Here is a 25,286-nt window from a genome sequence, read left to right as displayed (position 1 = left end):
TACCTAAAGCCCGGCGCGGGCGGCGGCGCGGTCCACGGCGTCTGTCACATTCCCGGTGGCCACATGGTGTGGCATGTGGCCAATCCCGTCGAGTAGTGTCAGCCGGGCCTGCGGCACGTCCTTGACCAGTCTTGCGGCGTGCAGATGAACCCCAACGGTGGTGTCGGCGTCGCCATGCACAAGCTCGACCGGTACCTTGATGCGGTCATACTGCGGTGCCTGCGCTTTGATATCGCGCAGAAGGTTGGCCCGGTGCAGGGCATTGGCCCGGAGCGATCTGCGCCTGAGGGTCAGTCCGGGACCAAAATGCTCGGCGTATCCTTCTGGCACTGGTTGGGGGGCAAAGACATCCTCCAGCGCGCGGGTCACGGTCCGTTCCGGCACATAGGAGGTGATCAGCGGCACCACCAGACGGCTACCCAGCGGCGAGGCTGTCACTTTGTAGAATGGATCGAGCGAGCCATCCCAAGGGTGCGATACGCCAGAGACCGAGACCAGCGCCGAGAGATCATCCGGATGGTAGACAGCCCAGGCGAGCGCCACGGCCCCGCCATAGCTTTGCCCCAGCACGATGGGACGTTCGGCGCCAAGGCTGGCCGCGGCCTGTTGCAGCAGGGCCGCCTGATCCCGCAGCGTTGCATTGCCAGCCTTTGGGGCTGCGGTATAGCCGAGACCGGGGCGATCGAACATCAGTACGCGGAAACGGTCGGCCAACGCAGGGGCGAGGCGAAAGCTCATATCGCGGGTGCTGCCGTTGGAGCCGTGGATCAGCACCAGATCTGGCGCCGAGCCCTGCGGCTGGCCCATCTCGACCGCGTGCACACGGGCATCACCCACCTCAATGAACCGGCCTTCAGGCGGGTGGCTGGCCCTGGCGCGGGCCTCCCTTCGGGATCCTTGCAGGGCGGTGATGCCGACGCCTGCAGCCATGGCAAAGGCAAGCGATAACAATGCGCTATTGACCGATGTTGTTCAGATCGAAGGGCGTGCTTTGGTAGATTTGGTTGATCCAGTTGCCATAAAGCAGATGCGCATGGCTGCGCCAGCGGTTCTGCGGCGTGCGGCTGGGGTCATCATCCGGGTAGTAGTTGATCGGCACGTTGATCTCGGTGCCATTGGCAACGTCGCGGTCGTATTCTTGCTTCAGCGTATCACTGTCATATTCGAAGTGATTGAAGATATAGAGCGCGCGATGGTTCGGATCCTCGACCAGACAGGGGCCAACCTCATCACTTCCCAGAAGGGTGATGAGCTCTGGGTGGCTGTCGATTTCATCCTGTTTCATCTCGGTCCAGCGCGAGACGGGAATGACGCAATCGTCTGAAAACCCGCGTAGGTAGGGCGAGGCAGGCGCGAGGTTCTTATGTCGGAAGCAGCCGAAGGCCTTGTGATCCAGCATGTGTTTCTTGACGCCGTGGAAATAGTTGATCATCGCCATGCCGCCCCAACAGACGCCAAAGGTGGAGTGCACATTGGTCTGCGTCCATTCAAACACCTCGCGCAGCTCATCCCAATAGGTGACGTTGTCGAAATTCAGATGTTCGATTGGGGCGCCGGTGATGATCAACCCGTCAAAGCGCTCGTCCTTCACCTCCTGAAAGGGGCGATAGAATTCGGCCATATGCTCGGCCGCGGTGTTGCGGGTCTGGTGCTCGGTCATCCGGATCAGAGACAGTTCGATCTGGAGCGGCGTCGCGCCGATCAGCCTGGCGAACTGGTTCTCCGTCTGGATCTTCTTCGGCATCAGATTGAGCAGACCGATGCGCAGCGGGCGAATATCCTGACGCGCCGCCTGATCCGGCGACATGACCATCACGCCTTCGTTCGTCAGAACGTCATAGGCGGGCAGGTCAGAAGGGATCTTGATAGGCATGTCAGGTCCTTGCGGTTCATGTGTTAGGCTGAGGGCAAGAGATAAGCTGCCTAGGCGGCACTCTCAAGTGCGCTGGCGATCAAGTCCTCGAAACCAGCCTCGTCGCGCACGGCGCTGATCTGGTCAGCGGTGACGGTCACACCCCAGTTCTGCGCCATCGCCTCATAGCGCGGCTGACGGTGCGCCAGCGCCTGCGCATAGGTCCAGCGAATGAAGGCATCGGGGTCAACATCCGCCTCTGATACATTGTTTTTGCTAAGATAGTCTTCCCAGACCCTGCTCAGGAACTCCGGCTGATAGGACATCGGTTTGGGCGCGCGATCAAAGCGGCGAATCAACTCTTCGGTATGGGCCTCGTCACCTTTGATCCAGACCATCAGCGTGTGTTTGGACAGTTCGGTCAGGACCGGATCGTTCGGATCCTCGGCATCCACCCATTCACAGATCGATCCACCAGTGTCGCAGATGAAATGCGGATAGCCATAAAGCCGCTCGGCCCGGTCGATGAAATATTCGGTATCCAGCAGGGCGTGGATTTCGGCCAGGCGGAACTGTTCCTGACGGCGACGGTATTCGCACATCGGGAGGCCGCCCTTGGCCGTGCTGCCCGGTTTGCCGAGGTAGGAGGAGACCGGTGTCAGGTTGTCGAAGGTAATATTCGATCCGATGTAGATCGAATCTGACAGCAGCAGATCACGCAGGAAGGGGACCTTCATCGCCTCGGCCTTGGCGTTGTCGGCGATGTATTCGCCCATGTAGCGAGTGCCGATGCGGTAATCGATCGAGTAGTGGAACCAGCCCCCCGCGCCGCGCAGGATGTTGCTGATGTAGGTCTTGCCGAGTCCCGACATGCCAAAGAACAGCACGCGTTTGCTGGGGGCGTCGCGCCACGCCTGAGCGGAAGAATAAAGCATTGGCATTCCAGATCCTTGATCACCTAGCGCCTTGCTAGCCAGTGTCTGCGGTCGGGTCAATTCCGCCGAAGGCGTCGGGGCAGGGGAATGCGGCCCTGAATGATCAGCAGGCCAAGCGCCAGAAGCGCAAATCCGGGGTAGGCATGGGGCGGCAGGGCCTCGCCCAGCACCACGGCGCCCAGAAGGATGGCAACGGGCGGGATCATCAGCGTCACCAGCATCAGGTTGCCGCTGCCGGCCATCGCCAGCACCCGGTAATACAGAAGATATGCCCCCGCCGTAGCAAAGACCGCATAGTAGAAAATCGCGAGCCAGGTGACTGGCATCAGATCAATGTGCGGCACCCCATCCACAACCAGCGTGAGGGGCAGCAGGATCAGGGCGGAGCCTGTCAACATTCCCGCAGCGGCCACCTGCGGCTTCAGGCCCGCGAGGTTCTGTTTTGCCCAGACCGCTGCAAACGCGTAGGAGAGCGTGCCGGTCAAAACTGCCAGCTGCGCCGCGCTGCGCGGATCGAAATCTGCAAAACTGCTGAGGCCAATGGCCGTCGATACCCCCAGAAACCCCAAGGCGACTCCGACGGCCCGCCGCGCCGTGATCCTTTCATCGGCAAAGAACAGCGCCGCCACCAGAACTCCGAATATTGCCGTTGTGGCATTCAGGATCGAGGTCAGCCCGGTTTCGATATGGAGCTGTCCCCAGGCCATCAGCACGAAGGGGATCACGTTGTTGAGCAGCCCCATCACCAGAAAACTCCCCCAAACCCGGGGCGCGCGCGGCAGCGGCAGACGCAGGAGGAGTACCGCGGCCCAAAGGACCACGGCGCCGCCCGCGCAACGGTAGAATACCGAGGTCAGTACCGGCACTTCGTTGAGTGTGATGCGGATCGACAGAAAGGAAGCGCCCCAGAGGCAGGCCAATAGGCTCAGCTCGACCCAAGCGCGGGGGGATATGGAATGCTGTGTTGTCATGCCGCTTTTCTGCGCCGAAAGGGATGCTGCCGCGACCCGTTTCCTGCGGCTTCATCTGCCGTTTGGGCAGAAAGCCCTAGCCGATGCGCGCACCGCGCGGGCGCAGCCTGCCGGACGCATCCAGAATGTTGATGTAGTTCGCAGCGAAAATCACCACAGCGCCGAGCAGGGTCCAGATCACCACCTCTTCGCCGTAAAGGATCATCGCCAGAATCGCGATGGCGGGCAGACGGGTGAAATCGATCGGCATCACCACGGTGGCCGGGGCCAGCGACAGGGCGTTGGTCAGGCAAAAATGCGCGGTAAGGCCAGCAAGGCCAATCAGTACCAGCCAGGGCAGGGTGGCAGCATCCGGCACCGCTACATCGCCATCCCAGCCTGCCATGGCAAAGCCGAACACAAGTTGCATGGAGGTGAGCCAGAACAGGATAGAGGCGATGCTTTCGTGGCGGGTCAGGCGCTTGGTGAAAATCGCCGTCAGGGCAAAGAAAATCGCGCAGCCAGCCGCCGCCAGAACACCGGCGTTTATCGTTTCCGGCGTGGGGCGCGCGACGATCAGAATGCCGATGAAGCCCAGCATTGCCGCGCCCGCCCGGACCCGCGTCATGCGCTCGCCCAGCATCAGGGGTGACAGGATGATCACCCAGATGGGGGAGGTGAATTCAAGAGAGAAGACCTGAGCCAGCGGAATGACCGTTACGGCGAAGAACCATAGGTTCTGGCCGGTAAAATGCGCCAGATTGCGCACCAGGTGCAGCCCCATGCGCTCGCGGCTGACCTGATGCCATTTGCCGGTCAGTGTCAGGATCGCCACCACCACGATCACGCCCACCACGCTGCGGTAGGCCATGATCTCAAAGGTATCGAGCGTCAGCCCCGCCTCGCGCCCGGCGATGGCCATGGAGGAGAACGAGACGATCGAGCCGGTCATCCACAGTGCCGCCTTCGCGATCTGTATTGGCTGCTCTTGCATTGTGTCGTCCCCCGCATGGCTTGGGCAGCAACAAGGCCCAATTGCATGGAAGGGTCAAGAGGAGGCAGCGACCTGTGGCTGTTTCTTGTGTGACTGATCCAGGCTAAACCCCGCATCCAGGTACTGGGCCACCAGCGCTTGGGCGTCGAAACCGGTTTTCGACAGAAAAGTGTCGATCTCATCGATCAGCCCAACGTCATGAGGCGCCACATTCGCATTGGCCTTTGGAGGAAGCGTTGCGGCCTGGTCTCGGCCAAGATCCGCAAGCAGCTTGCGGGCGCCCTCAGGCGTGATGACGTCTTCCAGCTGAGCATGCACAAATCTGACGCGGTCGCCGTAAACTTGTTCATAATACTGCTGACGGCATTCCATTTCGAGCGTGTACCAAAGCGCGGTCCCGACGACGCCCATTTTCAGGAAGGACTCGGGTTTCAGGATGACATTGCGATAATTGGGGGCCAGGTACCATTGCCACAATAGCGTCATGTTCCCGCAATCATTGCGCTGGATGTAGCTGGCGCATTGTTTGGCTAGGTTCCGACGCAGGATGATGACTGTCGTATCGTCGCAGCGCGGATGATCGATCAGAGTTTCGATCAGACCACATTTGCCGAGCGTGTGGTTGGTTTCCGCATAGGGCTTGTCTTTTGGCAGGCTTGCCATCTTTCGGCCCCAGAACCCGCGGGCCACGTCATCCATCCCGCGCATATTGAAGGAGCGCATGGTGCGAATATCCGGCATGGTATTGCCAAAATCGTCAATGCCGAACGGTTCGTGCACGGTTGGAAAGCCTAGGTTCGCTTCCAAAAACTTGGCAAGCCAGGCGCTGCCAGACCGGCCTGCTGCGAGGGAGAATATGAGCTCAGACATGGATTTTGTCCTTTGTTTGTGCTGCTTGGGGGGGCGAATGTGACAATGGATTCTGATAGCCAAAAAAGGCGATTTCTTCCTTGCACTCTTCTGCGATGATCTCTGCCGCGGCAGGGAACATGGAATATGTCTCCGCGACAGATGTGCCCCATTTGGGGCGGATATTGCTCTTGGCGTTCAACGCCTGGAACAGCTCTTTCAGGCCGGGCACCTGAAGCGACTCCATGTCATCCGCAAGGCATTCATACCGCAGATAGCTGTCGAGAGCGGCTTCTCCTGTAAGCGGTGCGATCCGGGCATTGTCGTGCAGAAAGCTCCGGTGACGGTCGATAAACTCGTCAAAATGCATCCCGGTTGCGGTGCCGCCCACCCAGAAATAGCGCGAAATGGCCACATCGAAGGGATCACGCCAGATGGTAATCTTGCGATATCCGTCCCAGACGTCGGGTGGAATAAGGGCCTTAGCCCTTGGGGCCGGGATGTGGTTGACGAAATCTCCTGAACTTCTCCAGTATTCTTCGCCATCAGCGTTGCGCCAGATCGGAGCGATATAATTCTGCGGGCCGGGAATCCCCAGCCTGCGGCGCAAAGCCTCGTCATCCAGAGCAATGGGGGTGATGACGCTGTCGCCATCGCACAGACTCGACAGGGCGATCTCGAACGACGTTCCCCCGACCTTCATCGTCTTGATGAAAATGAGCCTGAGAGGGTGGCAAATGATCACGGGTCAGCCTTTGCGTACTGGAGCAACGCCGAGCAAACTAGGAAGGATGTGTTAAAAATATGTATTCTTAAGTTGAAAAAAAGGGAGGTTCGAACCCGGTCGGAAATCTTCGTAAGTGTCAGACCAAAAATTATCCGGTCGTTAAAGTACTCAAGGCGGACGGGATAGCTATCGAAAATCGGCAACGCCGTATTGCTAGATTGTATTGCCTCAGCGCATCACTGTTGCGTACAGGAGTGAATTTAAAATGTATCCCGTCGCCGTTTGTTAAATGAATAATGCGGTGTGGAGCGGATGTTTAAGGAGCCGTTTGAATTATTTTCATAGCAACCATCAATACTCCGTTTTTAACCATATTTTGATCCAAAAAGGTCTCAGGTCGAATAATCTTTTGAGTGCATCAAAGAACCTCGTTCAACCCCGGAAGCGCTGCGTCTTTTTCGCTGATAATAGGGCTTTGTGCCGGCCATTGAAATCCAAATGAATCAAAATGAATTCCGGTGTCAGAAGCCGCGTCAAAATGATTTGTCTGATGATAAACAACTACGGCCTCTTCGCTAAGAACCAGAAAGCCGTGCGCGTATCCATCCGGAATAAATAGGCTTTTCCGGTTTCTGTCGGATAGGTTAACGGAGAAAAATTTGCCTTTGTTTCGTTCGTTTGACGCTCCGCCGACTCCAACAATAACGTCAATGATCTCGCCTTTGACAACGCTTACAATTTTTGCGCAGCCATACGGGGCGGTCTGGTAATGCATTCCGCGTATAACGTTCTTTTTCGAAATACTGCATAGAGATTCTCGGATTTCAATGGATTCCCCTAGGTTTAACTCATCGAACATCTTGGAGTTATATGTTTTGGTAAATATCCCGCGTTCGTCGGCGTGTGTGAAACGTTTTAGGACAAAGACATCATCCAGCGTAGTGGGGATTTTTTCGAACTGATTAGCCATTGTTTTTGTCTCGTTTCGAATTTTCATAATGCCATAGGTTTTGTAGTCGGGGGGTGGGGCGTAGTCAAGATTTGGTGCGGTGTTTGCGCGGAACTCTCTCTTTTCTGGGAAAGAAACGAGTGCCGGTGTGTGCAGGAAATGTACGAGGTTTTAGTCACCGAAATTGGTGACGTTTTTCCCGTGCAGAAGAGACAGTCCGTAGGTGCGCCTGCTGGGGCAGTGCCTATTTGTTTCTACGGGAGAGCGCAAACCACAGCATGGTTTGGCGCGGTCAGGGCTTCGTTGCCGAGATGGTGAGGGGGGCGTTGATTGGCCAGTTGTTACGGCAGAGTTGCACGCCATCCGTACCAGCCGAGGCACGCGTTTCAAAAAGACGTCGCAAGACAATGGGATGCGGGACGTCATCACTCGAAATCCGCGCCGCACTCGCCACTCTCTGGGGCGAAGGTATGAACCTCGGAAAAACAATGTTTGGTCTAAGCGCCGAGAGAATAAGCGCCCAGAGAAAATGTGTAAGTCGCCAATCTATAGTATCAACGACTTACACGCGAGGGATCACTCCCACTCGATCGTGCCCGGAGGCTTCGAGGTGATGTCATAGGTACAGCGGTTGATGCCCTTGACCTCGTTGATAATTCGGGTCGCCGTCTCGCCGAGGAACTCGTGGGTGAAGGGGTAGTAATCCGCAGTCATACCATCGACCGAAGTCACAGCGCGCAGGGCGCAGGCATAGTCATAGGTGCGGCCATCTCCCATTACGCCGACGGTACGCACCGGCAGAATCGCGACAAATGCCTGCCAGATCTCGTCGTAAAGGCCATGCTTGCGGATCTGGTCGATATAGACCGCGTCGGCCTCGCGCAGGATGTCCAGCTTTTCGCGGGTAATTTCGCCGGGGCAACGGATGGCAAGACCCGGTCCGGGGAAGGGGTGACGACCGATAAAGCTCTGCGGCAGGCCCAGCTCGCGGCCCAGCGCTCGGACCTCGTCCTTGAACAACTCGCGCAGGGGTTCGACCAGTTTCAGACCCATCTTCTCAGGCAGGCCGCCCACGTTGTGGTGGGATTTGATCGTGACCGAAGGTCCGCCCGAGAAGGACACGGACTCAATTACATCAGGGTAGAGCGTACCCTGAGCGAGGAATTCGGCGCCTTCGATGGTGTCGGCGTGTTTCTGGAACACGTCGATGAACAGCTTGCCGATGATCTTGCGCTTGGTTTCCGGGTCGGACTGGCCTTCCAGTTCCCCCAGAAACAGGTCCTGCTCGTCCGCGTGGATCAGGCGCATGTTGTAATTGTCGCGGAACATGGTGACGACCTCTTCGGCCTCACCTTTGCGCAGTAGACCGTGGTCAACAAAGACGCAGGTCAGCTGATCGCCGATCGCCTCGTGGATCAGCACGGCCGCAACCGAGCTGTCGACGCCGCCGGACAGACCGCAGATCACCTGCTTGTCGCCGACCTGATCGCGGATCGCCTGGATTGCCTGTTCGCGGTATGCGCCCATGGTCCAGTCGCCGCTGAACCCGGCCAGCTTGACGAAGTTCTCATAGAGTTTGGCGCCGTTCGGCGTGTGATGCACTTCGGGGTGGAATTGCACCGCGTAGAAATTGCGCGAGACATCTGCGGTGATTGCAAAGGGGGCGTTGGGCGATGTTCCGTAGACCTTGAATCCCGGTGCGATTTCACTGACGTGGTCGCCGTGAGACATCCAGACCTGCTCGCGGTCGCTGTCGTCCTGGAACCACCCGTTTAGTAGAGGCAGGGAGTCGACGGTCGGGGTCACATAGGCGCGGCCGAATTCGGCGGTGCCGTGGCCCGACAGCACCTTGCCGCCTAGCTGGTGCATCATCACCTGCTGGCCGTAGCAGATGCCAAGGATCGGCACGCCATAGTCAAAAATCTCTTGCGGCACGCGGGGGGATCCCTCGCGGGTCACACTGTCCGGCCCCCCGGAGAAGATCACGGCCCTGGGCGCCATTTCGCGCACAAAGTCCATCGTGACATTCTGATAGGGGTGGATTTCGCAATAGACGTTCAGCTCGCGCAGGCGACGCGCAATAAGCTGCGTGACCTGGCTGCCAAAGTCGATAATCAGGAGGCGGTCATGGGATGTCTGGCTCATGTCTGGCTCATAGGGGCAGACAGGGCGGCTGGCAAGAGGGCAGATGGCCTGAAACCTGTCTCTGCAAGGATTTGCGCCTCTAAGGTGCGGCTTTGATGGCTAATCAGAGATGCAAGGCCCAGCTGAACGACATCGTCATCGCAGACGGCGCAATACTGTACAGAAGTGCCCAGAAATTTTGCCGCGAATATGTCGGTTTTCAACCTGATTGGCCGTTATCCTTCGGCGCCGCGCCGGGGCAAGGGCGTAGACACGAGGTCAATGACACGGCTTTGGTGAGGAAAAACAATGACTGAAGCAGCACCGCGTCGGCGCAGCCGGGGGGGCGGAGGCGCCGCCCGTCGCGCCGAACGTTCGAGCATCAAGATCGAAACCGCCAAGTACATTGAGCGGAACATTCCGAACTTTGAAGTTCTGACTGAGGAAGCCATAGAGATTATCGAGACCAACGCCGAGACCATCCTCGAAGAGGTCGGCGTCAACTTCGTCGATAATCCTGCAGCACTGGAGCGCTGGAAGGCCGCTGGTGCGGATGTTCAGGGCGAACGGGTCCGTATTCCCCGTGGTCTGGCCCGCAAACTATGCGAAACCGCGCCCAGCACCTTCACCCAGCACGCGCGCAACCCGGAGAAAAGCGTCGAAATCGGCGGCAAGAATCTGGTGCTGGCGCCGATCTACGGCCCGCCCTTCGTGCGCGATGCCAAAGGTGGCCGTCGTTATGCGACGCTGGAGGATTTCCAGAAGTTCGTGAAGTTGGGCTATATGTCCAAATGGTTGCACCATTCCGGTGGCACCGTGTGTGAACCGACCGATGTGCCGGTCAACAAGCGTCACCTCGACATGCTGCTGGCGCATATGACGCTGAGCGACAAACCCTTCATGGGATCGGTCACTGAACCGAGCCGCGCGCAGGATTCGGTTGATATGTGCGGCGTCTTGTTCGGCAAGGAGTTCGTGCAGGACAACACCGTGATGACCTCGCTCATCAACATCAACTCGCCGATGACATTCGATGATGTGATGATGGGTGCGCTGGAAGTCTATGCCAAGAACAACCAGGCCTGCATTATTTCGCCCTTTATCGTTGGCGGTGCCATGGCGCCGGTGTCGGTGGCGGGCACCTTGACGCAGGTTCTGGCCGAGGTTCTGGCTGGTGTGGCGTATAGTCAGTTGATCCGTCCGGGCGCTCCGGTCATTTTCGGCGCCTTCGTGTCTTCCATCGATATGAACTCCGGCGCACCGACCTTTGGCACGCCCGAAGCCTCGCTGGTGACCTATGGTGCGGGCCAACTGGCGCGCCGTCTGGGGCTGCCGTTCCGTTCGGCCGGGTCGTTCTGCGGCTCGAAACTGCCCGATGCGCAAGCCGCCTATGAAACGGCAAACTCGCTCAATATGGGGCTGATGTCTGGCGTCAACTTCATGCTGCACTCCTGTGGCTGGCTCGAAGGTGGTCTGGTGGCCGATTTCGAAAAATTCGTGATGGATGCAGATCAGCTGGGCGTGCTGCATGGGTTGGCCAAGGGCGTCACCGTCAGCGAAGACGATCAGGCGATGGATGCCATCCGCGAAGTAGGTCCCGGCGGCCATTATCTGGGCTGCGCCCATACGCAGGCGAACTTTAAAACGGCGTTCTGGAAATCCGATCTACTGGATTACAAGCCCTTTGAAACCTGGGAAGAGGAAGGCGCACGCGACACCTATGCGCTTGCCTCTGCGCGGGTTGATCACCTGCTGGCGACCTATCAGCCGCCTGCGCTGGACCCGGCGATCAAGGATGCATTGGAAGCCTACGTGGCCGAGAAAAAAGCATCGATGCCGGATTCCTTCCTGTAAGCCTCGAAAAACTGTGGGCTGTCCGGCATGGGCGGCCCTGTAAGGCGGTGGCCATGCGGCTGCCGCCTTTTTCTGTTCTGTCGAATGAGTAACGCCCCAAGAGGATCATGTTTCCTTACTGCTCCGCAGGAGATTTGCCTCTCCCATCAGCGCGATCAGCACTTCGATATGGCGGCGCAGGTCATACCCCGCATCGCGCAGCACGCGGCATGCGTTGAGCTCATACTCCATGTCCAACAGTCTCAGGATCGCTGCCGACGGGCTGGGCCGGGCGCCATATCCCAGCAATCGGTTCAGGCTCTTCTCCCGCAGGTAGCTGCTGGCGCCAATTCTGGCGGTGCGGACAAGAAGGCGGGGTCGGTGCAACGCCGCTAGGCGGCTAAGAGCATCTTGCATCGCGCGGGTCCTTTCTGTGACGACGGGCGGCGATGTCATAGCACAACCAAAACGGGTGTTGCGGCGCGGGGAATACTAGCGCGCGCTGTATTGTCGGTTGATTGATGTAAATTTGAAATGAATGATGGTCGGACGCGAAGTTTTGTTTAAAAACAGGTGAGTAGGACGCGATCCCCTTGTGGGTAACCATGGGGGTGCCCCGTGGATTATTCCCTGAACAACAGTCGGGGATCTGATATCATGGGTACACTATCTGTTTCGAAGCTGCCGGACTGGCTTCCCGAGGATGCGCAAAGGTATCTGCAGCATACGGAAACAGGGCAATCGATCCGGCAACTGGCCCGTCAGGCGGGCTGTCACCCGTCTACGGTGCTGCGGCAGGTGCGCCGGATTGAGACCCGGCGCGACGACCCGTTAATCGATAGCATTCTGACTGCGCTGGCGTGTTGCCATTCTGGGGCTGAGGAAAGCGGGGCGCTGCCGCCTTCGCAAACTGCCCTGCTTGAAGCCCGTTCTGTTGAAATCCTCACGCGTCTTGCGCAACCCGGCGCTGTTCTGGCGGTGGCCGAGGGTATGGAAACCGCTGTGGTGGTCCGGCAGGGCGATCCGGTCGAGGCGAAGCTGTCGGTGAGCCGCGGGCTGGCCGGGGCGATGGCGCTTTTGACCTGGATTGATTGCACCCGGTCCGGACGGCTCAGCCGCTACCAGATCACCAGTAACGGTCGTAACCTTCTGACCCGGCTGGTCGCCGAGCGTGAGAACAAGGCACGCAACCGTGCCGAAAACGGAATCGCGGCCCTTGCCGGGGGCCCCAGCAGCCACAAAGGACAATCGCCACGCCCCAGGCGCACGCGTTATGGCGGCGGGGAGACACCGATGGACATGTTGGCGCGGCTTATCGACAAGAACGGTGAGCCCTTCCTGCCGCCCGACCTGGTTCAGGTCGGCAAACGTCTGCGCGAGGATTTCGAAGTGGCCCAGATCGGCAATCACCTGATGCAGGAGGCGGCTTATTTCGGCGGTGAGTCCTGTGCCAGACCTGAACCAACCCCGATGCCAAGCGCAACAGCCCGGGCGGCCCGGAACCGGGCGCGGCGGGCGCTGGCGGCCCTTGGCGCCGGGCTCAGCGATATCGCCCTGCGCTGTTGTTGCTACCTTGAAGGGCTTGAGGCGGCAGAGCGGCAGCTTGGCTGGTCGGCGCGATCTGGAAAGATCGTGCTGCGCATCGCCCTGCAGCAGCTGCAATCCCACTACGAATCCTGCGGACAGGAGGGAGAGAAGGAAAGACTGATCAGCTGATAACTATGGCTTGTGGTTTTGATTGGCCGGGATAAATAGAGGCTATGAACTTTACACTGCGACAACTGACCTATTTTCAGGCGCTATGCGCCCACAGGAACTTTGGCCGTGCGGCCGAGGCCTGCCATGTCTCCCAACCGGCGCTGTCGGTTCAGATCCGCGCGCTTGAGGACGTGATGGGTGGCCCGCTGGTGGAACGCCGTGCGCGCGATGTGGTTCTGACCCCGCTGGGGCGGCAGGTCCTGGCGCAGGCCGACGCGGTGCTTCAGGCGGCCGAGACCCTGGCGCGCACGGCCCGGGATCAAAGCAGTGGACGACGTAGTCTTGTCCTTGGGGTGATTCCCACCGTTGCGCCCTATCTACTACCCGGAACGCTGGCGCAGCTGCGCGCGGTTGATTTGCAGTTGGCGATTCAAGTGCGCGAGGCCACGACAGAGCGGCTGCTGGCACTGTTACAGGCCGGGGAGCTGGATGCAGCGGTGCTGGCCTTGCCCAGTGGCGGTAATGGTCTGGTCGAGGTTGAATTGTTTCGCGACCGGTTCCTGCTGGCGGGCTCCTGCAACCGTCTGGAGCAGATCAATGCCCATGGTCCCGGCATTCGCCCGCAGGATCTGCGATCGGAGCAGCTGATGCTGCTAGAGGATGGCCATTGCCTGACCGATCAGGCGCTCGATATCTGCGGGATGCAACGTACCGCGCCGGAAATCAATATGGGGGCGGGATCGCTGGCCACCCTGTCACGACTGGTTGCGGCAGGATTCGGCCTGACCCTGATGCCGGAAATTGCCGCGCAGGCAGAATGCGGCGGTGCAGAAGGATTGCGTGTTCAGAGGTTCCCCGAGCCACAGCCATATAGGCGTATCGGGCTGGTGCGGCGCGATTCAACCGACGGCGAAGGCTGGTTCGAACAACTGGCCGAGGTCGTCAGATCGGTGGGGGAAGGGATTGTCAGCCAGTGCAGGCAGGACAGCGGGCACGCGCCGGGCGCGCCCGCTGAAGATCATGAGACCTGAAGATCAGGCTGCAACTTCCGCCTTGGCGGTTTTCAGGTAGTTCAGCACGGTTTCGGGCGAGGAGACGCCATAGGGATCTTCGGCGTGGTTGTCCGACAGGCCGGGCTCTTCGAACCAGGCTTCGACGACACCGTCCTTGACGATGGCGGCATAACGCCAGCTGCGCGCGCCAAAGCCGAGGTTGTCCTTGGCCACCAGCATGCCCATCTTGCGGGTGAACTCGCCGGAACCGTCCGGGATAACCTGAACGTTTTCAAGGTTCTGCGATTCCGCCCATTTGTTCATCACAAAGCTGTCGTTGACCGACATGCAGTAGATCGCATCGATACCTTCGGCTTTGAAATCGGCAAAGCCGTTTTCGAAACCGGGCAGCTGGTAGGTGGAGCATGTCGGGGTGAAGGCGCCCGGCAGCGAGAACAGCACAACGCGCTTGCCCGCGAAATAGTCGGCGGTGGTTTTGTCTTCCCAGCGGAACGGGTTCGGGCCTTCGATCGCTTCGTCGCGAATGCGGGTGTGGAAGGTTACCTCGGGCAGTTTGACGCCAGCTTTCATGTCGGTCTCCATATGGTGAAAATCGGTTCTGGGCGCTGGCTTAATAAACTTGCGCAAACGCTGCAATGGGGAATGCTGCACAAGCAATGTTCAGCGCCGCATTGCAGAGATGGATGATCACAAGACTGGCACGATGCCGCTGAAGGCGCGGTTCGGCGGCGGTTGCGAAAGGGTGAAACCAGGGTTGCAGAAATGGCCGTGTCATTGCTCTGCGGCTGTGATACATCAGCGGATGAACAGTTGCCGCAAGGGAAAAACCCGTGAGAGACCTGAAAATCCCCGCGCAGCGCCACCCGGAAAAGGCGCACCGCCCCGATAACGAACAGCCGAAGAAACCCAGCTGGATTCGCGTGAAGGCGCCCGGTGGAAAAGGCTATGCCGACACCCACAAGATCATGCGGGAAAACAATCTTGTGACCGTCTGTGAAGAGGCCGGCTGCCCCAATGTGGGCGAATGCTGGAGCCAGGGCCACGCCACCATGATGATCATGGGCGAGGTCTGCACCCGGGCCTGCACCTTCTGCAACATTGCCACCGGCAAGCCGCCCGAGGAACTGGACGCCTTTGAGCCGGGCCGGGTCGCCCATGCGGTGGAAAAACTGGGTCTCAACCACGTTGTGATCACATCCGTTGACCGCGACGACATTGAGGACGGCGGCGCCGAGCATTTTGCCCAGACGATCCGGGCCGTCCGCCACCGCAGCCCGAAGACCACGATCGAAATCCTGACCCCGGATTTCATCAAATGCGCGCCGGAAGTGCTGGAAACCGTGGTCGAGGCTCGTCCGGATGTGTTCAACCACAATCTGGAAACGGTGCCGGGTCTGTACCCCGAGGTACGTCCGGGCGCGCGGTATTTCCATTCGCTGCGCCTTTTGCAGCGGGTGAAGGAGCTGGATCCGTCGATGTTTACCAAATCGGGTATCATGGTTGGCCTCGGCGAGGACGCGCAGGCGGTGAAGCAGGTGATGGACGATATGCGCGCTGCGGATATCGATTTCCTGACCATCGGCCAGTATCTGCAGCCGACCCCGAAACACCACGCAGTGGATCGTTTTGTGACACCCGAGGAATTCGCCTCTTACGAAAAGGCGGCCTACGGCAAGGGCTTCCTGATGGTCTCGGCCACGCCGCTGACCCGGTCGTCCTATCACGCAGGAGATGACTTTGCCCGGCTGCGCGAGGCCCGGAATGCAAGGCTGGGGCGGGCATGACGCCTGAGCGTCTGGCGCAGCTGACCGCGCTGCGCCACAGGCTTCACAAAATCCCGGAAGTCTCTGGCAATGAAGAAAAAACTGCCGATGTGGTTGCGGGGTATCTACGCCAACACGCGCCGGATGAATTGTTGACCGGGCTGGGCGGACACGGCGTTGCGGCCGTCTATCGTGGCGCTGCCGAGGGGCCGACGGTGCTGATCCGCTGTGAGCTGGATGGGCTGCCGATCGAGGAAGTGTCGGGGGCCGACTATCGCTCGACCCATGCGGGGCGCGGGCATCTTTGCGGTCATGACGGCCATATGGTGATGGTTGCCGCCCTAGCGGAGGATCTGGCGCGCACCCGTCCGCAAACGGGCCGGGTGGTGCTGCTGTTCCAACCCGCCGAGGAAACCGGTAAGGGCGCTGCGGCTGTTATTGCAGATCCGCAATTTGAACGCATCCAACCGGACTATGCCTTTGCACTTCACAACTATCCGGGTCTCGCCGCCGGTGCGGTGGCCCTGTGTCAAGGACCCGCAAATTGCGCGTCGCGCGGCATGCGGATCCGGCTCATGGGCAAGACCTCCCATGCAGCGGCGCCGCAGGACGGGGTATCCCCAGCCGGGGCATTGACCAAGCTGATGCCGGGACTGGTGGCACTGGGGCCGGGCGGAGAGATGTCCGCCGATTTCGCCCGCGTAACCCTGACCCACGCCTGGCTGGGGGAGCCGACATTCGGCATCGCGCCGGGAGAGGCGGAAATCTGGGTCACCCTGCGGACCGTGACCGATTCCCGGATGGAGCAGTTGACGGAGGAGGCCAACGCGGTTCTTGCAGAGGTCTGCGCGGCAGAGGGGCTGGAATACACCGTTTCCTATGACGATGTCTTTGATGCGTGCGCCAACCACCCTGAGGCAACCGAGATCTTGTCTTTTGTCGCAGAAACAGCGGGTTACCCAGCGCAGTTGTGGCAGGTGCCACAGCCGTGGTCAGAGGATTTTGGTCAATTCTCCAAGGTGGCCAAATCCGCTATGTTCTGGCTCGGCGCAGGCGAGACCATGCCGCAGCTTCACAATCCGGATTATGATTTCCCGGATGAGCTTATTCCCATTGGGTCCGCGATCTTTGCCGCTGCAATCGACGCTGTTCTGAACCGGGCGCCAGGTGGCAACCACTGAACGAGGTTACCGCCGACGCCAGACTATGGCGGGGGATCAGGCGCCGTCGTCAGTAAAGCGGACTTTGCCGATATGGGGCAGGTTGCGGTTGCGCTGCGCAAAATCGATGCCGTAGCCGACGACGAATTCATCGGGGATTTCAAAGCCGATCCAGTCGGCGCGGAAATCCACCTCTCGCCGGGAGGGTTTGTCGAGCAGCGCGATGGATTTGAGCCGGGCGGGCTTGCGGCTGTTCAAAAGGCCGATCACGTGGTTCAGCGTGTGACCGGTGTCGACGATATCCTCCACGACCAGCACGTCGCGACCTTCAATGGCGCCGCGCAAGTCCTTGAGAATGCGCACTTCCCGGCTGCTCTCCATACCGTCACCGTAGGAGGACGCCTCAAGGAAATCGACCTCGATAGGCAGGTCCAGCTCGCGGACAAGATCGGCGATAAAGACGAAACTGCCGCGCAACAGGCCGACGACGACCAGCTTGTCGGTGTCCCCGAACTCGGCGTGGATGTCGCCGCAAAGCTCTTCGATCCGTGCGGCGATGGCCTTGGCTGAAATCATCACATCGATGACATATGGACGCTGTGACATGGCTGACCCCTTGAAATTCCCGCGCGTTCATAGGACATGACGCGGCACGATCATAGCAGGAAATTCGACGAAACCATGCCCACCCATTCGGAAACCCGCCAGCTGCCTTATTCAGCACAGCAGATGTACGATCTGGTGGCGGATGTGGCGCAATATCCCAAATTCCTGCCGTGGTGCGCCGCAGCCCGGATCCGCAGCGTGACGCCACAGGGCGATGCTGAGGTTATGGAGGCCGATCTGGTGATCTCCTTCAAAGTGTTCCGCGAGCGCTTTGGCAGCCGGGTGACCCTGTTTCCTGTGGCGCGCAAGATCGATACCGAATACCTCGACGGTCCGTTCCGCTACATGAAATCCAACTGGTCTTTTGAAGATCGTCCCGATGGCGGCTGCAATGTCGATTTCTTTGTCGATTTCGAGTTCAAGAACGCGGTGCTTCAGGGCATCATCGGTGTGGTATTCAACGAGGCAATGCAGCGCATCGTGCGCGCATTCGAACGGCGGGCGGCGGAACTTTACGGCTAGTCTCCTGCCTTGGTGGCCGGGGCAACCTTGCCACTCGCGGCGCAGTGACACCGGCTGACACAAAACAGGCCCCTTCAAAAAAGGGGCCTGTCTCAGGAATTTCAATTCTCTAAGTTGTTGTCTTAACTGGACAGATCGTAGGCCCGTTCACCATGGGCCGAGATATCCAGACCGTTGGTTTCGGCTTCTGCATCGACGCGCAGGTCGGTGACAGCAGCCACCACTTTGACCAGAACCACAGTGACAACCGTTGTGAAGATCCCGACGACCGCCAGACCACCCAGTTGCGCAGCCCAGCTGCCTGCACCAAAGACGGCAATCATGATGGTACCGAAGATGCCGCCAACGCCGTGCACGGCAAAGACATCCAGCGTGTCGTCGATCTTCAGCACATTGCGCACCAGATTGACCGCTTCCTGGCACAGGATACCCGCGATGGCGCCGATGATCAGGGCCTCAACCGGGCCGACAAACCCGCTGGCCGGCGTGATCGAGGCAAGGCCTGCGATGGTGCCGGTGACGATGCCGACAACCGAGGCTTTGCCGTATTTGATCTTTTCCCACAGCGCCCAGGTCAGCGATGCGGTGGCGGCGGAAATATGCGTTACGGTCAGCGCCATGGCTGCGCCGCCGTCTGCTGCCAGTTGCGAGCCGCCGTTGAAGCCGAACCAACCAACCCAGAGCATGGCTGCACCGATGACCACGAAGCCGGGATTGTGCGGCGGGGTGGTGCTGTTTTTGCGCGGCCCAAGGAAGACGGCAATGATGATCGCGGCAAGGCCTGCGGTTTCATGCACCACGATACCGCCGGCAAAATCACGCACGCCAATGTCGCCAAAGATACCGCCATCGGACAGCATGCCGCCGCCCCAGATCCAATGCACCACAGGCGCATAGCAGAGGAGCATCCACAGCCCGGAGAAGGTCAGCACAAAGCCAAACCCAACCCGCTCCACGTAGGCGCCGACGATCAGCGCTGGTGTGATGATGGCAAATGTCATCTGGAAGGCAAAGAACAGCACTTCGGGCAGGGTGCCTGCCAGGCTGTCTGCATCAACGCCGCTCAGGAACAGCTTGTCCAGCCCGCCCCAGTAACCGCTGGTGCCGCCGCCGAATGCGATGGAGTATCCCGCGACCAGCCACAGAACGCTCATCAAGCAGGCAATTGCGTAGCAATGCATGAAGACGCTGAGCACATTTCGGGCACGTACCAGCCCGCCGTAAAACAACGCGAGACCGGGGAGCGTCATAAAGAGCACCAAAGCCGTCGCCACAATGATCCAGGCTGTATCAGCTCCGTTCATTTTGGGTTCCTTCCATCAAGATTGAGTGGTTGGAGGCCGACAAAACGCAAGAGCGATGCTAAAAGAAGCACCATACGGCGCCTGGGTGCTGTTTTTTGCAGCTTTTAGCGAAGCGATTAAATATTGGGCAAGAAATGCGCTCGTTTGCCCGCTTTGTGGACTTAATGTGAAGTGGCCCGTTCCAGCAGGGAAAGGGCATGATCCCGGCTGGCGGCGCGAACCTGCGGGCGGCCTAGGGCGCCAAATTCGATGGTCTCCACATGAGTTTCCCGCCCTTCGGCAGAGAGGCCAAAGCAGACCCGGCCTTCGGGCTTGAACTCGGACCCGCCCGGTCCGGCAATCCCGGTGATCGACACGGCCAGGGTGGTTCCGGCGCGGGCGCGGGCACCTTCGGCCATTTCCCGCGCGACTTCCTCGCTCACCGCGCCGAATGCGTCCAACGTTTCCGGGCGCACGCCGATCATCTGGGTTTTGGCGGTGTTGGAATAGGTCACATAGCCACGATCCAGCACCGCCGATGAGCCCGGAATATCGGTCAGGGCCGCTGCGACCATACCGCCGGTGCAGCTTTCGGCGGTGGCGATGGTCACGCCTGCCTTGGCTGCGCGGGCGATCAGATCCGCGACATCAACACTCACAGCCCCAGCACCCCATGCGACAGGCCAGCCAGCAGAGCAACGCCGATGGCGGCAAAGATCCCGGCGATCACATCGTCCATCATCACTCCGAGCGCGCCTTTCTTGCGGTCGGCCCAGCCGACGGGGCCGGGTTTCAGGATATCGAACAGGCGGAACAGCACAAAGGCCGTGACCCAGCCCGGCCATAGGGCGGTGATGTCGATGCCATGCGCCCAGGATGGATAGGAAATCGCCCAGAGCGCCAGGAACTGACCGGCCAGTTCATCCATAACGAATTCTGACGGGTCGAGGTCTTCCTTGCCGCGCGTCATCTCGGCTGCAGCCCAGAGACCCGCGGCGGTGCAGAGGAGGGTCATCGCAGCAAGCAGGGGAAAGCCGCCAACCAGATGCAAGCCATAGGCCAGCGGTAGCGCCACCAAGGATCCCCAGGTGCCGGGGGCCGGGCGCAGATAACCGACGCCCAGAACGGTTCCGATTGCTGTTGCGATATTCATGATTTCACCAATGCCGCGGTGGCCAGCGCCGCGATCCCTTCGCTGCGCCCGGTAAAGCCGAGCCGTTCGGATGTTGTCGCCTTGACCGAGACCCGATCTGCATCAATGCCAAGGATCGATGCCATTTGTGCCTGCATCTTTGCGGAATGCGGGGTGATCTTGGGGTATTCACAAACCAGCGTGCAGTCGACGTTGGAGATTTGGAAGCCTTTGTTGCGCGTCAGCTCGACGGCGTGACGCAGGAAGATGTCGCTCGCCGCGCCTTTCCACTGCGGATCAGACGGCGGGAAGTGGCGGCCGATATCGCCCTCGGCCAGCGCGCCATAAATCGCATCAGTGACCGCATGCATGCCGACATCTGCATCAGAATGACCCTGCAACCCCTTGTCATGCGGGATTTTCACGCCGCACAGAACGACATGGTCGCCCGCGCCAAATCTGTGAACGTCGTAGCCATTGCCCAGTCTGATATCCATCCTGTCCTCTTTTGACCTGTCGCTGTCTGCTCTGCCCAAAATTAACTCGGCCCGGGCAAAATCCGCAGGGCCGGTTATTTTGATATTGTCTGGATTTCCCGGAACGATGGCAACGTCAAGCCCGGCCGCGCGGGCCACGGCGACATCGTCTGCTGCCTCGCCCGGATGGGCGCGATGCGCGGCAAGGATCTCGGCATAGCGAAAGCCCTGCGGTGTCTGCGCCGCAAATAGCCCGTCGCGGTCGCGGGTGCCGGTGACCTTGTCGTCCTGCCCGGTCCACAGCGCATCGGTGACTGCCAGCGCCGGGGCCGCCGCTACGCTTGTGCTCAACGCCTCCTCAACCGCATGAATCAAATCGGGCGAAATGCAGGGGCGGGCCGCGTCGTGGATCAGCACTTGGGCGATGTCCTGCGCCTCGATCGCCTCCAGCCCGTTCAGCACCGAGCGGGAGCGTGTATCGCCCCCAGGGGCCAGAACAATCCCCGGCTGCCCCTGAAATTCGGCCCATGCTTTGCTGTCGTCGGGCGAAAGGACCAGGGCGATCTTCTCGATCCCCGCCTGCCGAAAGGCGGCAAGGGTCCAGTCGATGACGCGGCGCCCTTTCAGGGGGCGCCATTGCTTGGGAAGACCGCCGCCTGCGCGGGTTCCGCGACCGGCGGCAACGATAAGTGCGGCAGTGGTCAAAAGGCAGCCTCCGGCTTTTGCTTGGCTGTTTAGGACCTGCCGGTTACAGAGGCAATCACCCATGGGTTCGCGCTTAAAAAATAGGCAGTCGATCTGGAATATTGGATCATTCGGGGCCATTTCATTGTCTCTCCCCGGCGCTCCCGGTTAGAAAAGTCTCAGTTGCACAAGGATTAGGCAGTTGCCCTTCAGCCTCGGAACCACCTCTATGACACCGCCGATCGCACTCGCGCCGATGGCCGGAATCACGGACCGCCCGTTTCGGGATCTGGTCCGCTCCTTTGGCGTTGGGCTGACGGTCAGCGAAATGGTGGCCAGCCAGGAAATGGTGCAGGCCAAGCCCGGTGTGCGTGAGCGGGCTGAGCTGAGCGCGGATGTGGAGAATACGGCGGTTCAGCTGGCCGGACGCGAAGCCCATTGGATGGCAGAGGCCGCCCGGCAGGTTGCGGACCGGGGCGCGCGGGTTATCGATATCAACATGGGCTGCCCGGCCAAGAAGGTGACCAATGGCTATTCCGGCTCGGCGCTGTTGAAGACGCCCGATCACGCCCTGTCGCTGATCGAGGCCGTCGTGGCGGCGGTCGATATCCCGGTGACGCTGAAAACGCGCCTTGGTTGGGATGAGGGGAGTCTCAACGCCGCCTCGGTGGCGCGGCGGGCCGAAGATGCGGGCATTAAGATGGTGACCATCCATGGTCGCACCCGCTGCCAGTTCTACAAGGGGTCCGCCGATTGGGCAGCGATCCGAGCCATCAAAGACGCGGTGGATATACCGGTTCTGGCCAATGGCGACATTACTGGCACGGGCGCGGCCCATCAGGCGCTGGACCAATCCGGCGCTGATGGGGTGATGATCGGCCGCGGCGCCCAGGGCAGGCCCTGGCTATTGGCCGAAGTGGCGCATGATTTGTGGCAGACGCCCAAGCCGGATGTCCCCGAAGGGAAACAGCTTTTTGACATGGTTTCAGAACATTATCAGGCAATGCTCTCTTTCTACGGCATCGATCTGGGCACCCGCGTCGCACGCAAACATCTGGGCTGGTACATGGATGCCGCAGGTAGTGGCCCCGTTCTGCGCCGCGCAGTTCTGACTGAGCGCGATCCGGATCAGGTTCTGGTTCTTCTTGAGGCAGCTTTGAGTGAGCAAACAGACGAGGTAGCAGCGTGATTGACGATGGTGCGCTATGGGCTTCGCTTCCGGTCCCGGCTTTTCTGATTGATGCGGAAGACTTGATCGCGGATGCAAATTCTGCGGCGGAGGGTTTCCTCAACACCTCGCGCAAGGCGTTGATGGGGAAACCGGTCTGGAGCCAGATCTATATCGATGCGCCGATCACGGATGCCTTTGCGCGCAGCCGCAGTTCGGGCACGCCCCTGTTCGTGAATGACATTGACGTCGGCGCCAGCAGCCGTGCGCCACTGCAATGCGGGGTGCAGATTTCCCCGGTGAGCGGCCACGAGGGGATGATGCTGCTGATGCTGTCCCCGCGTGAACTCGCCGGGCGGATGACGCAGAACCATTCTGCTAAATCGGCGGCGCAATCTGCCATCGGGATGGCGGAAATGCTGGCCCATGAAATCAAGAACCCGCTGGCCGGGATCACCGGCGCGGCGCAGCTGCTGAGCATGAACCTGTCGGCCGAAGATCTGGAGCTGACCGATCTGATCGTCAGCGAAAGCCGCCGGATCGTGAAACTGCTGGAGCAGGTGGAGCAATTCGGCAACCTCTCGGAGCCGGATTTCAAACCGGTGAACCTGCACGATGTTCTGGACCGGGCCCGGCGCTCTGCGCTGTTGGGGTTCGGCGCCAATATGACGATCACAGAAGAATACGATCCGTCCTTGCCCTCGGCCTGGGGCGATGCAGATCAGCTGCTCCAGGTGATCCTGAACCTGTTGAAGAACGCCTCCGAAGCTGCTGGCAAAAAAGGCGGAAAAATTCGGATCCGTACCTTTTACGAGCATTCCTTCCGGCTGCGCCGCAGCGATGGAACCGGGAAACTGTTACCGCTTCAGATCGAGATCATCGACGATGGACCGGGGCTGCCGGACACCATCAGGGAGGACATTTTTGATCCCTTTGTCTCGGGGCGCGAAAACGGCACCGGGTTGGGGCTCGCATTGGTCAGCAAGATCATTGCTGACCATGACGGCTGGATTTCTGTCAGCTCCGAACCGGGGCACACAGTTTTCAGGCTTTCTTTGTCGCGCGTTCCGCGCGACGTCCAATCGCAGGAGAGTTGATCGATGGATGGCACCGTTCTGGTCGCAGACGACGACCGCACCATTCGCACGGTTCTGACACAGGCGCTGACGCGGGCCGGATGCAAGGTTCATGCGACCTCATCCCTGACCACGCTGATGCGTTGGGTGGCCGAGGGTAAGGGTGATGTGGTGATTTCCGACGTGATGATGCCGGACGGAAACGGGTTGGAAATGCTGCCCAAGATTGCCGAGGACCGTCCCGGACTGCCGGTGATCGTCATTTCGGCCCAAAACACCATCATGACCGCGATCAAGGCGGCCGAGGCGGATGCCTATGACTACCTGCCGAAACCCTTTGACTTGCCGGAGCTGATGAAGCGCACGGCCAAGGCGTTGTCGGAGAAACGGACCACCGCGACCACGGCCCGTTCGGAAGAAGAAGGCGACCGCCCCGAGGAACTGCCTCTCGTTGGTCGTACCGAGGTGATGCAGGGCCTGTACCGCCTGATCGCGCGGGTGATGAATACCGATATGCCGCTTTTGGTTACGGGTGAAAGTGGTACGGGCAAGTCATTGATTGCGCGTGCTATTCACGATTTCTCCGACCGGCGTACCTTGCCCTATGTTACCGCCACTGCCGCCGAGCTGATCGAGCTCGAAGGTCCTGCACGGCTTTTGTCGCAGGTCAAGGGCGGCACGCTGCTGATTGATGAGCTTCTGGATCTGCCGGATGAGGCGCAGGCCCGGCTGGTGCGCATGATGGATGCGACCAGTGATCATTCTCCGCGTTTCATGGCGACGAGCCAGAAAGACCTGGCTCCGGCGATGGAGGCCGGGGAGCTGCGCGCCGATCTGTATTACCGGCTCTGCGGGACGGAACTGCACGTGCCCGCGCTACGCGAACGGGTCGAGGATATAGCGCTCTTGGCGGAGCACTTCCTGATCCGGGCGGAGAACGAAGGCGCGCCGCACCGCACGCTAAGCGAGGAAGGACGCGAGCTGTTGCGCCATTTCGCCTGGCCCGGGAACGTGCGCCAGCTGGAAAACGTGGTTCGCCGACTGGCGCTGACCGCGCGGAGCGAGGAAATCGGTAAATCCGATGTTGCGGCGGCGCTGGGGCCGCAGACCGGGGCCGAACCCATGGTCAGTGGCGCAGTCAACGAAAAGCTATCCGAATCCGTGGCGCGCCACCTGCAACGCTATTTTGATCTGCATGGCGACATGTTGCCGCCGCCGGGGCTTTACGGACGGCTGCTGCGCGAAGTAGAGACGCCCCTGATCGAGATTGCGCTGGCTGCAACCGGCGGAAATCAGGCGAAATGCGCCGAATTGCTGGGCATCAACCGCAATACCCTGAGAAAGAAAATTACGGACCTTGATATTGAGGTGACACGGCGGCGCAAACTGATGTAATATCGCCACAGAAACGTGGCCGACCGGCACAGCCGTCGGTGAGGTCACGACATGTGGCGGTTGGCCTAGAAGGCCATACATCAGAATGAGGGCAGCC

The 25,286-nt window shown here is 59.9% G+C and carries 25 protein-coding genes; 9 read left to right on the top strand and 16 right to left on the bottom strand.

What is annotated here, in order from left to right; all coding sequences use genetic code 11:
- Positions 1-3 precede the first annotated feature (3 nt).
- The 9 genes from SM766_RS01150 to guaA all read right to left on the bottom strand — a co-directional run bounded on the left by SM766_RS01150 (position 4) and on the right by guaA (position 9,401).
- Positions 4-951: an alpha/beta fold hydrolase gene (locus SM766_RS01150; protein WP_368946626.1), complete on the bottom strand. Its 948-nt coding sequence runs from the start codon at positions 949-951 to the stop codon at positions 4-6.
- 4 nt (positions 952-955) lie between these two features.
- Complete coding sequence (metA, locus tag SM766_RS01145) at positions 956-1,873, bottom strand: homoserine O-acetyltransferase MetA (protein WP_065270205.1); 918 nt, start codon at positions 1,871-1,873, stop codon at positions 956-958.
- A gap of 50 nt (positions 1,874-1,923) precedes the next feature.
- Positions 1,924-2,787: an ATPase gene (locus SM766_RS01140; protein WP_368946625.1), complete on the bottom strand. Its 864-nt coding sequence runs from the start codon at positions 2,785-2,787 to the stop codon at positions 1,924-1,926.
- Between the two features lie 56 nt (positions 2,788-2,843).
- Entirely contained in the window at positions 2,844-3,758 is a 915-nt protein-coding gene (locus tag SM766_RS01135; RefSeq protein ID WP_274828064.1) for a DMT family transporter, read from the bottom strand.
- Between the two features lie 76 nt (positions 3,759-3,834).
- On the bottom strand, positions 3,835-4,731 hold the full coding sequence (locus SM766_RS01130; RefSeq protein ID WP_274828065.1) for a DMT family transporter: 897 nt from the start codon (positions 4,729-4,731) through the stop codon (positions 3,835-3,837).
- A 54-nt stretch (positions 4,732-4,785) separates the two neighbouring features.
- Entirely contained in the window at positions 4,786-5,601 is an 816-nt protein-coding gene (locus tag SM766_RS01125; RefSeq protein WP_368946624.1) for a hypothetical protein, read from the bottom strand.
- Positions 5,594-6,325: a hypothetical protein gene (locus SM766_RS01120; RefSeq protein ID WP_368946623.1), complete on the bottom strand. Its 732-nt coding sequence runs from the start codon at positions 6,323-6,325 to the stop codon at positions 5,594-5,596. Before SM766_RS01120 ends, SM766_RS01125 begins: the two co-directional genes overlap by 8 nt.
- 400 nt (positions 6,326-6,725) lie before the next feature.
- Positions 6,726-7,277 carry a dTDP-4-dehydrorhamnose 3,5-epimerase family protein gene (locus SM766_RS01115; protein WP_368946622.1) on the bottom strand — a complete coding sequence of 184 codons (552 nt, stop codon included), beginning with the start codon at positions 7,275-7,277 and terminating at the stop codon, positions 6,726-6,728.
- Positions 7,278-7,832: 555 nt separating this feature from the next.
- Complete coding sequence (guaA, locus tag SM766_RS01110) at positions 7,833-9,401, bottom strand: glutamine-hydrolyzing GMP synthase (RefSeq protein ID WP_368946621.1); 1,569 nt, start codon at positions 9,399-9,401, stop codon at positions 7,833-7,835.
- Between the two features lie 288 nt (positions 9,402-9,689).
- Between guaA and SM766_RS01105 the strand changes: the two genes are divergently transcribed.
- Positions 9,690-11,234, top strand: coding sequence for a trimethylamine methyltransferase family protein (locus tag SM766_RS01105; protein ID WP_065270212.1), 1,545 nt, complete (start codon positions 9,690-9,692; stop codon positions 11,232-11,234).
- A gap of 105 nt (positions 11,235-11,339) precedes the next feature.
- On the opposite strand, the gene SM766_RS01100 is transcribed toward SM766_RS01105, so the two are convergent.
- On the bottom strand, positions 11,340-11,630 hold the full coding sequence (locus SM766_RS01100; RefSeq protein ID WP_368946620.1) for a DUF6477 family protein: 291 nt from the start codon (positions 11,628-11,630) through the stop codon (positions 11,340-11,342).
- Between the two features lie 240 nt (positions 11,631-11,870).
- Between SM766_RS01100 and SM766_RS01095 the strand changes: the two genes are divergently transcribed.
- Positions 11,871-12,929, top strand: coding sequence for a DUF6456 domain-containing protein (locus tag SM766_RS01095; protein ID WP_368946619.1), 1,059 nt, complete (start codon positions 11,871-11,873; stop codon positions 12,927-12,929).
- Positions 12,930-12,973: 44 nt separating this feature from the next.
- Complete coding sequence (locus SM766_RS01090) at positions 12,974-13,942, top strand: LysR substrate-binding domain-containing protein (protein WP_274828070.1); 969 nt, start codon at positions 12,974-12,976, stop codon at positions 13,940-13,942.
- Between the two features lie 3 nt (positions 13,943-13,945).
- Here SM766_RS01090 and SM766_RS01085 read toward each other — a convergent pair whose 3' ends face one another.
- Entirely contained in the window at positions 13,946-14,494 is a 549-nt protein-coding gene (locus SM766_RS01085) for a peroxiredoxin (RefSeq protein WP_368946618.1), read from the bottom strand.
- A gap of 260 nt (positions 14,495-14,754) precedes the next feature.
- Between SM766_RS01085 and lipA the strand changes: the two genes are divergently transcribed.
- The gene (gene lipA, locus SM766_RS01080; protein WP_274832208.1) at positions 14,755-15,708 is read left to right on the top strand and encodes a lipoyl synthase; all 954 of its coding nucleotides are present in this window, start codon (positions 14,755-14,757) and stop codon (positions 15,706-15,708) included.
- Complete coding sequence (locus tag SM766_RS01075; protein WP_368946617.1) at positions 15,705-16,868, top strand: amidohydrolase; 1,164 nt, start codon at positions 15,705-15,707, stop codon at positions 16,866-16,868. The genes lipA and SM766_RS01075 overlap by 4 nt, the downstream gene beginning before the upstream one ends.
- Positions 16,869-16,904: 36 nt before the next feature.
- Here the strand turns inward: SM766_RS01075 and hpt are convergent, their stop codons facing one another.
- The gene (hpt, locus tag SM766_RS01070) at positions 16,905-17,453 is read right to left on the bottom strand and encodes a hypoxanthine phosphoribosyltransferase (RefSeq protein WP_065270218.1); all 549 of its coding nucleotides are present in this window, start codon (positions 17,451-17,453) and stop codon (positions 16,905-16,907) included.
- A 75-nt stretch (positions 17,454-17,528) separates the two neighbouring features.
- On the opposite strand from hpt, the gene SM766_RS01065 reads away from it, so the two are divergent.
- Positions 17,529-17,975 (top strand): type II toxin-antitoxin system RatA family toxin, encoded by a 447-nt coding sequence (locus SM766_RS01065; protein ID WP_274828154.1) that lies wholly within the window; start codon positions 17,529-17,531, stop codon positions 17,973-17,975.
- Between the two features lie 122 nt (positions 17,976-18,097).
- Here the strand turns inward: SM766_RS01065 and SM766_RS01060 are convergent, their stop codons facing one another.
- The 4 genes from SM766_RS01060 to SM766_RS01045 form a co-directional block, all read right to left on the bottom strand.
- Positions 18,098-19,279, bottom strand: a complete 1,182-nt coding sequence (locus SM766_RS01060; protein ID WP_368946616.1) for an ammonium transporter — start codon at positions 19,277-19,279, stop codon at positions 18,098-18,100.
- A 161-nt stretch (positions 19,280-19,440) separates the two neighbouring features.
- Positions 19,441-19,917, bottom strand: a complete 477-nt coding sequence (locus SM766_RS01055) for a CinA family protein (protein ID WP_368946615.1) — start codon at positions 19,915-19,917, stop codon at positions 19,441-19,443.
- Complete coding sequence (locus SM766_RS01050) at positions 19,914-20,411, bottom strand: phosphatidylglycerophosphatase A family protein (protein WP_368946614.1); 498 nt, start codon at positions 20,409-20,411, stop codon at positions 19,914-19,916. The genes SM766_RS01055 and SM766_RS01050 overlap by 4 nt, the downstream gene beginning before the upstream one ends.
- Positions 20,408-21,571 (bottom strand): bifunctional 2-C-methyl-D-erythritol 4-phosphate cytidylyltransferase/2-C-methyl-D-erythritol 2,4-cyclodiphosphate synthase, encoded by a 1,164-nt coding sequence (locus SM766_RS01045; protein WP_368946613.1) that lies wholly within the window; start codon positions 21,569-21,571, stop codon positions 20,408-20,410. Before SM766_RS01045 ends, SM766_RS01050 begins: the two co-directional genes overlap by 4 nt.
- 181 nt (positions 21,572-21,752) lie before the next feature.
- Here SM766_RS01045 and dusB point away from each other — a divergent pair, with 181 nt between their 5' ends.
- Genes dusB through SM766_RS01030 form a run of 3 tightly spaced genes read left to right on the top strand, consistent with a single transcriptional unit; the run spans position 21,753 to position 25,189 of the window.
- Entirely contained in the window at positions 21,753-22,739 is a 987-nt protein-coding gene (gene dusB / locus SM766_RS01040) for a tRNA dihydrouridine synthase DusB (RefSeq protein ID WP_368946612.1), read from the top strand.
- Positions 22,736-23,815, top strand: coding sequence for a two-component system sensor histidine kinase NtrB (locus SM766_RS01035; RefSeq protein WP_116560293.1), 1,080 nt, complete (start codon positions 22,736-22,738; stop codon positions 23,813-23,815). Before dusB ends, SM766_RS01035 begins: the two co-directional genes overlap by 4 nt.
- A gap of 3 nt (positions 23,816-23,818) precedes the next feature.
- Positions 23,819-25,189, top strand: a complete 1,371-nt coding sequence (locus SM766_RS01030; protein ID WP_065270223.1) for a response regulator — start codon at positions 23,819-23,821, stop codon at positions 25,187-25,189.
- Positions 25,190-25,286: the final 97 nt, after the last annotated feature.

This window comes from Pseudophaeobacter sp. A-200-2, from assembly GCF_041008815.1.
Taxonomy (GTDB): domain Bacteria; phylum Pseudomonadota; class Alphaproteobacteria; order Rhodobacterales; family Rhodobacteraceae; genus Phycobacter; species Phycobacter gallaeciensis_A.
Note: the sequence above shows the minus strand (reverse complement) of the source record. Positions and strands in the feature narration are given on the sequence as shown.

Excerpts from the sequence above, each read along its gene's own strand:
- metA (WP_065270205.1), bottom strand. The coding sequence starts at position 1,873 with ATGCCTATCAAGATCCCTTCTGACCTGCCCGCCTATGACGTTCTGACG.
- SM766_RS01140 (WP_368946625.1), bottom strand. The coding sequence starts at position 2,787 with ATGCTTTATTCTTCCGCTCAGGCGTGGCGCGACGCCCCCAGCAAACGC.
- SM766_RS01135 (WP_274828064.1), bottom strand. The coding sequence starts at position 3,758 with ATGACAACACAGCATTCCATATCCCCCCGCGCTTGGGTCGAGCTGAGC.
- SM766_RS01130 (WP_274828065.1), bottom strand. The coding sequence starts at position 4,731 with ATGCAAGAGCAGCCAATACAGATCGCGAAGGCGGCACTGTGGATGACC.
- SM766_RS01125 (WP_368946624.1), bottom strand. The coding sequence starts at position 5,601 with ATGTCTGAGCTCATATTCTCCCTCGCAGCAGGCCGGTCTGGCAGCGCC.
- SM766_RS01115 (WP_368946622.1), bottom strand. The coding sequence starts at position 7,277 with ATGGCTAATCAGTTCGAAAAAATCCCCACTACGCTGGATGATGTCTTT.
- guaA (WP_368946621.1), bottom strand. The coding sequence starts at position 9,401 with ATGAGCCAGACATCCCATGACCGCCTCCTGATTATCGACTTTGGCAGC.
- SM766_RS01105 (WP_065270212.1), top strand. The coding sequence starts at position 9,690 with ATGACTGAAGCAGCACCGCGTCGGCGCAGCCGGGGGGGCGGAGGCGCC.
- SM766_RS01100 (WP_368946620.1), bottom strand. The coding sequence starts at position 11,630 with ATGCAAGATGCTCTTAGCCGCCTAGCGGCGTTGCACCGACCCCGCCTT.
- SM766_RS01095 (WP_368946619.1), top strand. The coding sequence starts at position 11,871 with ATGGGTACACTATCTGTTTCGAAGCTGCCGGACTGGCTTCCCGAGGAT.
- SM766_RS01090 (WP_274828070.1), top strand. The coding sequence starts at position 12,974 with ATGAACTTTACACTGCGACAACTGACCTATTTTCAGGCGCTATGCGCC.
- SM766_RS01085 (WP_368946618.1), bottom strand. The coding sequence starts at position 14,494 with ATGAAAGCTGGCGTCAAACTGCCCGAGGTAACCTTCCACACCCGCATT.
- SM766_RS01075 (WP_368946617.1), top strand. The coding sequence starts at position 15,705 with ATGACGCCTGAGCGTCTGGCGCAGCTGACCGCGCTGCGCCACAGGCTT.
- hpt (WP_065270218.1), bottom strand. The coding sequence starts at position 17,453 with ATGTCACAGCGTCCATATGTCATCGATGTGATGATTTCAGCCAAGGCC.
- SM766_RS01065 (WP_274828154.1), top strand. The coding sequence starts at position 17,529 with ATGCCCACCCATTCGGAAACCCGCCAGCTGCCTTATTCAGCACAGCAG.
- SM766_RS01060 (WP_368946616.1), bottom strand. The coding sequence starts at position 19,279 with ATGAACGGAGCTGATACAGCCTGGATCATTGTGGCGACGGCTTTGGTG.
- SM766_RS01050 (WP_368946614.1), bottom strand. The coding sequence starts at position 20,411 with ATGAATATCGCAACAGCAATCGGAACCGTTCTGGGCGTCGGTTATCTG.
- SM766_RS01030 (WP_065270223.1), top strand. The coding sequence starts at position 23,819 with ATGGATGGCACCGTTCTGGTCGCAGACGACGACCGCACCATTCGCACG.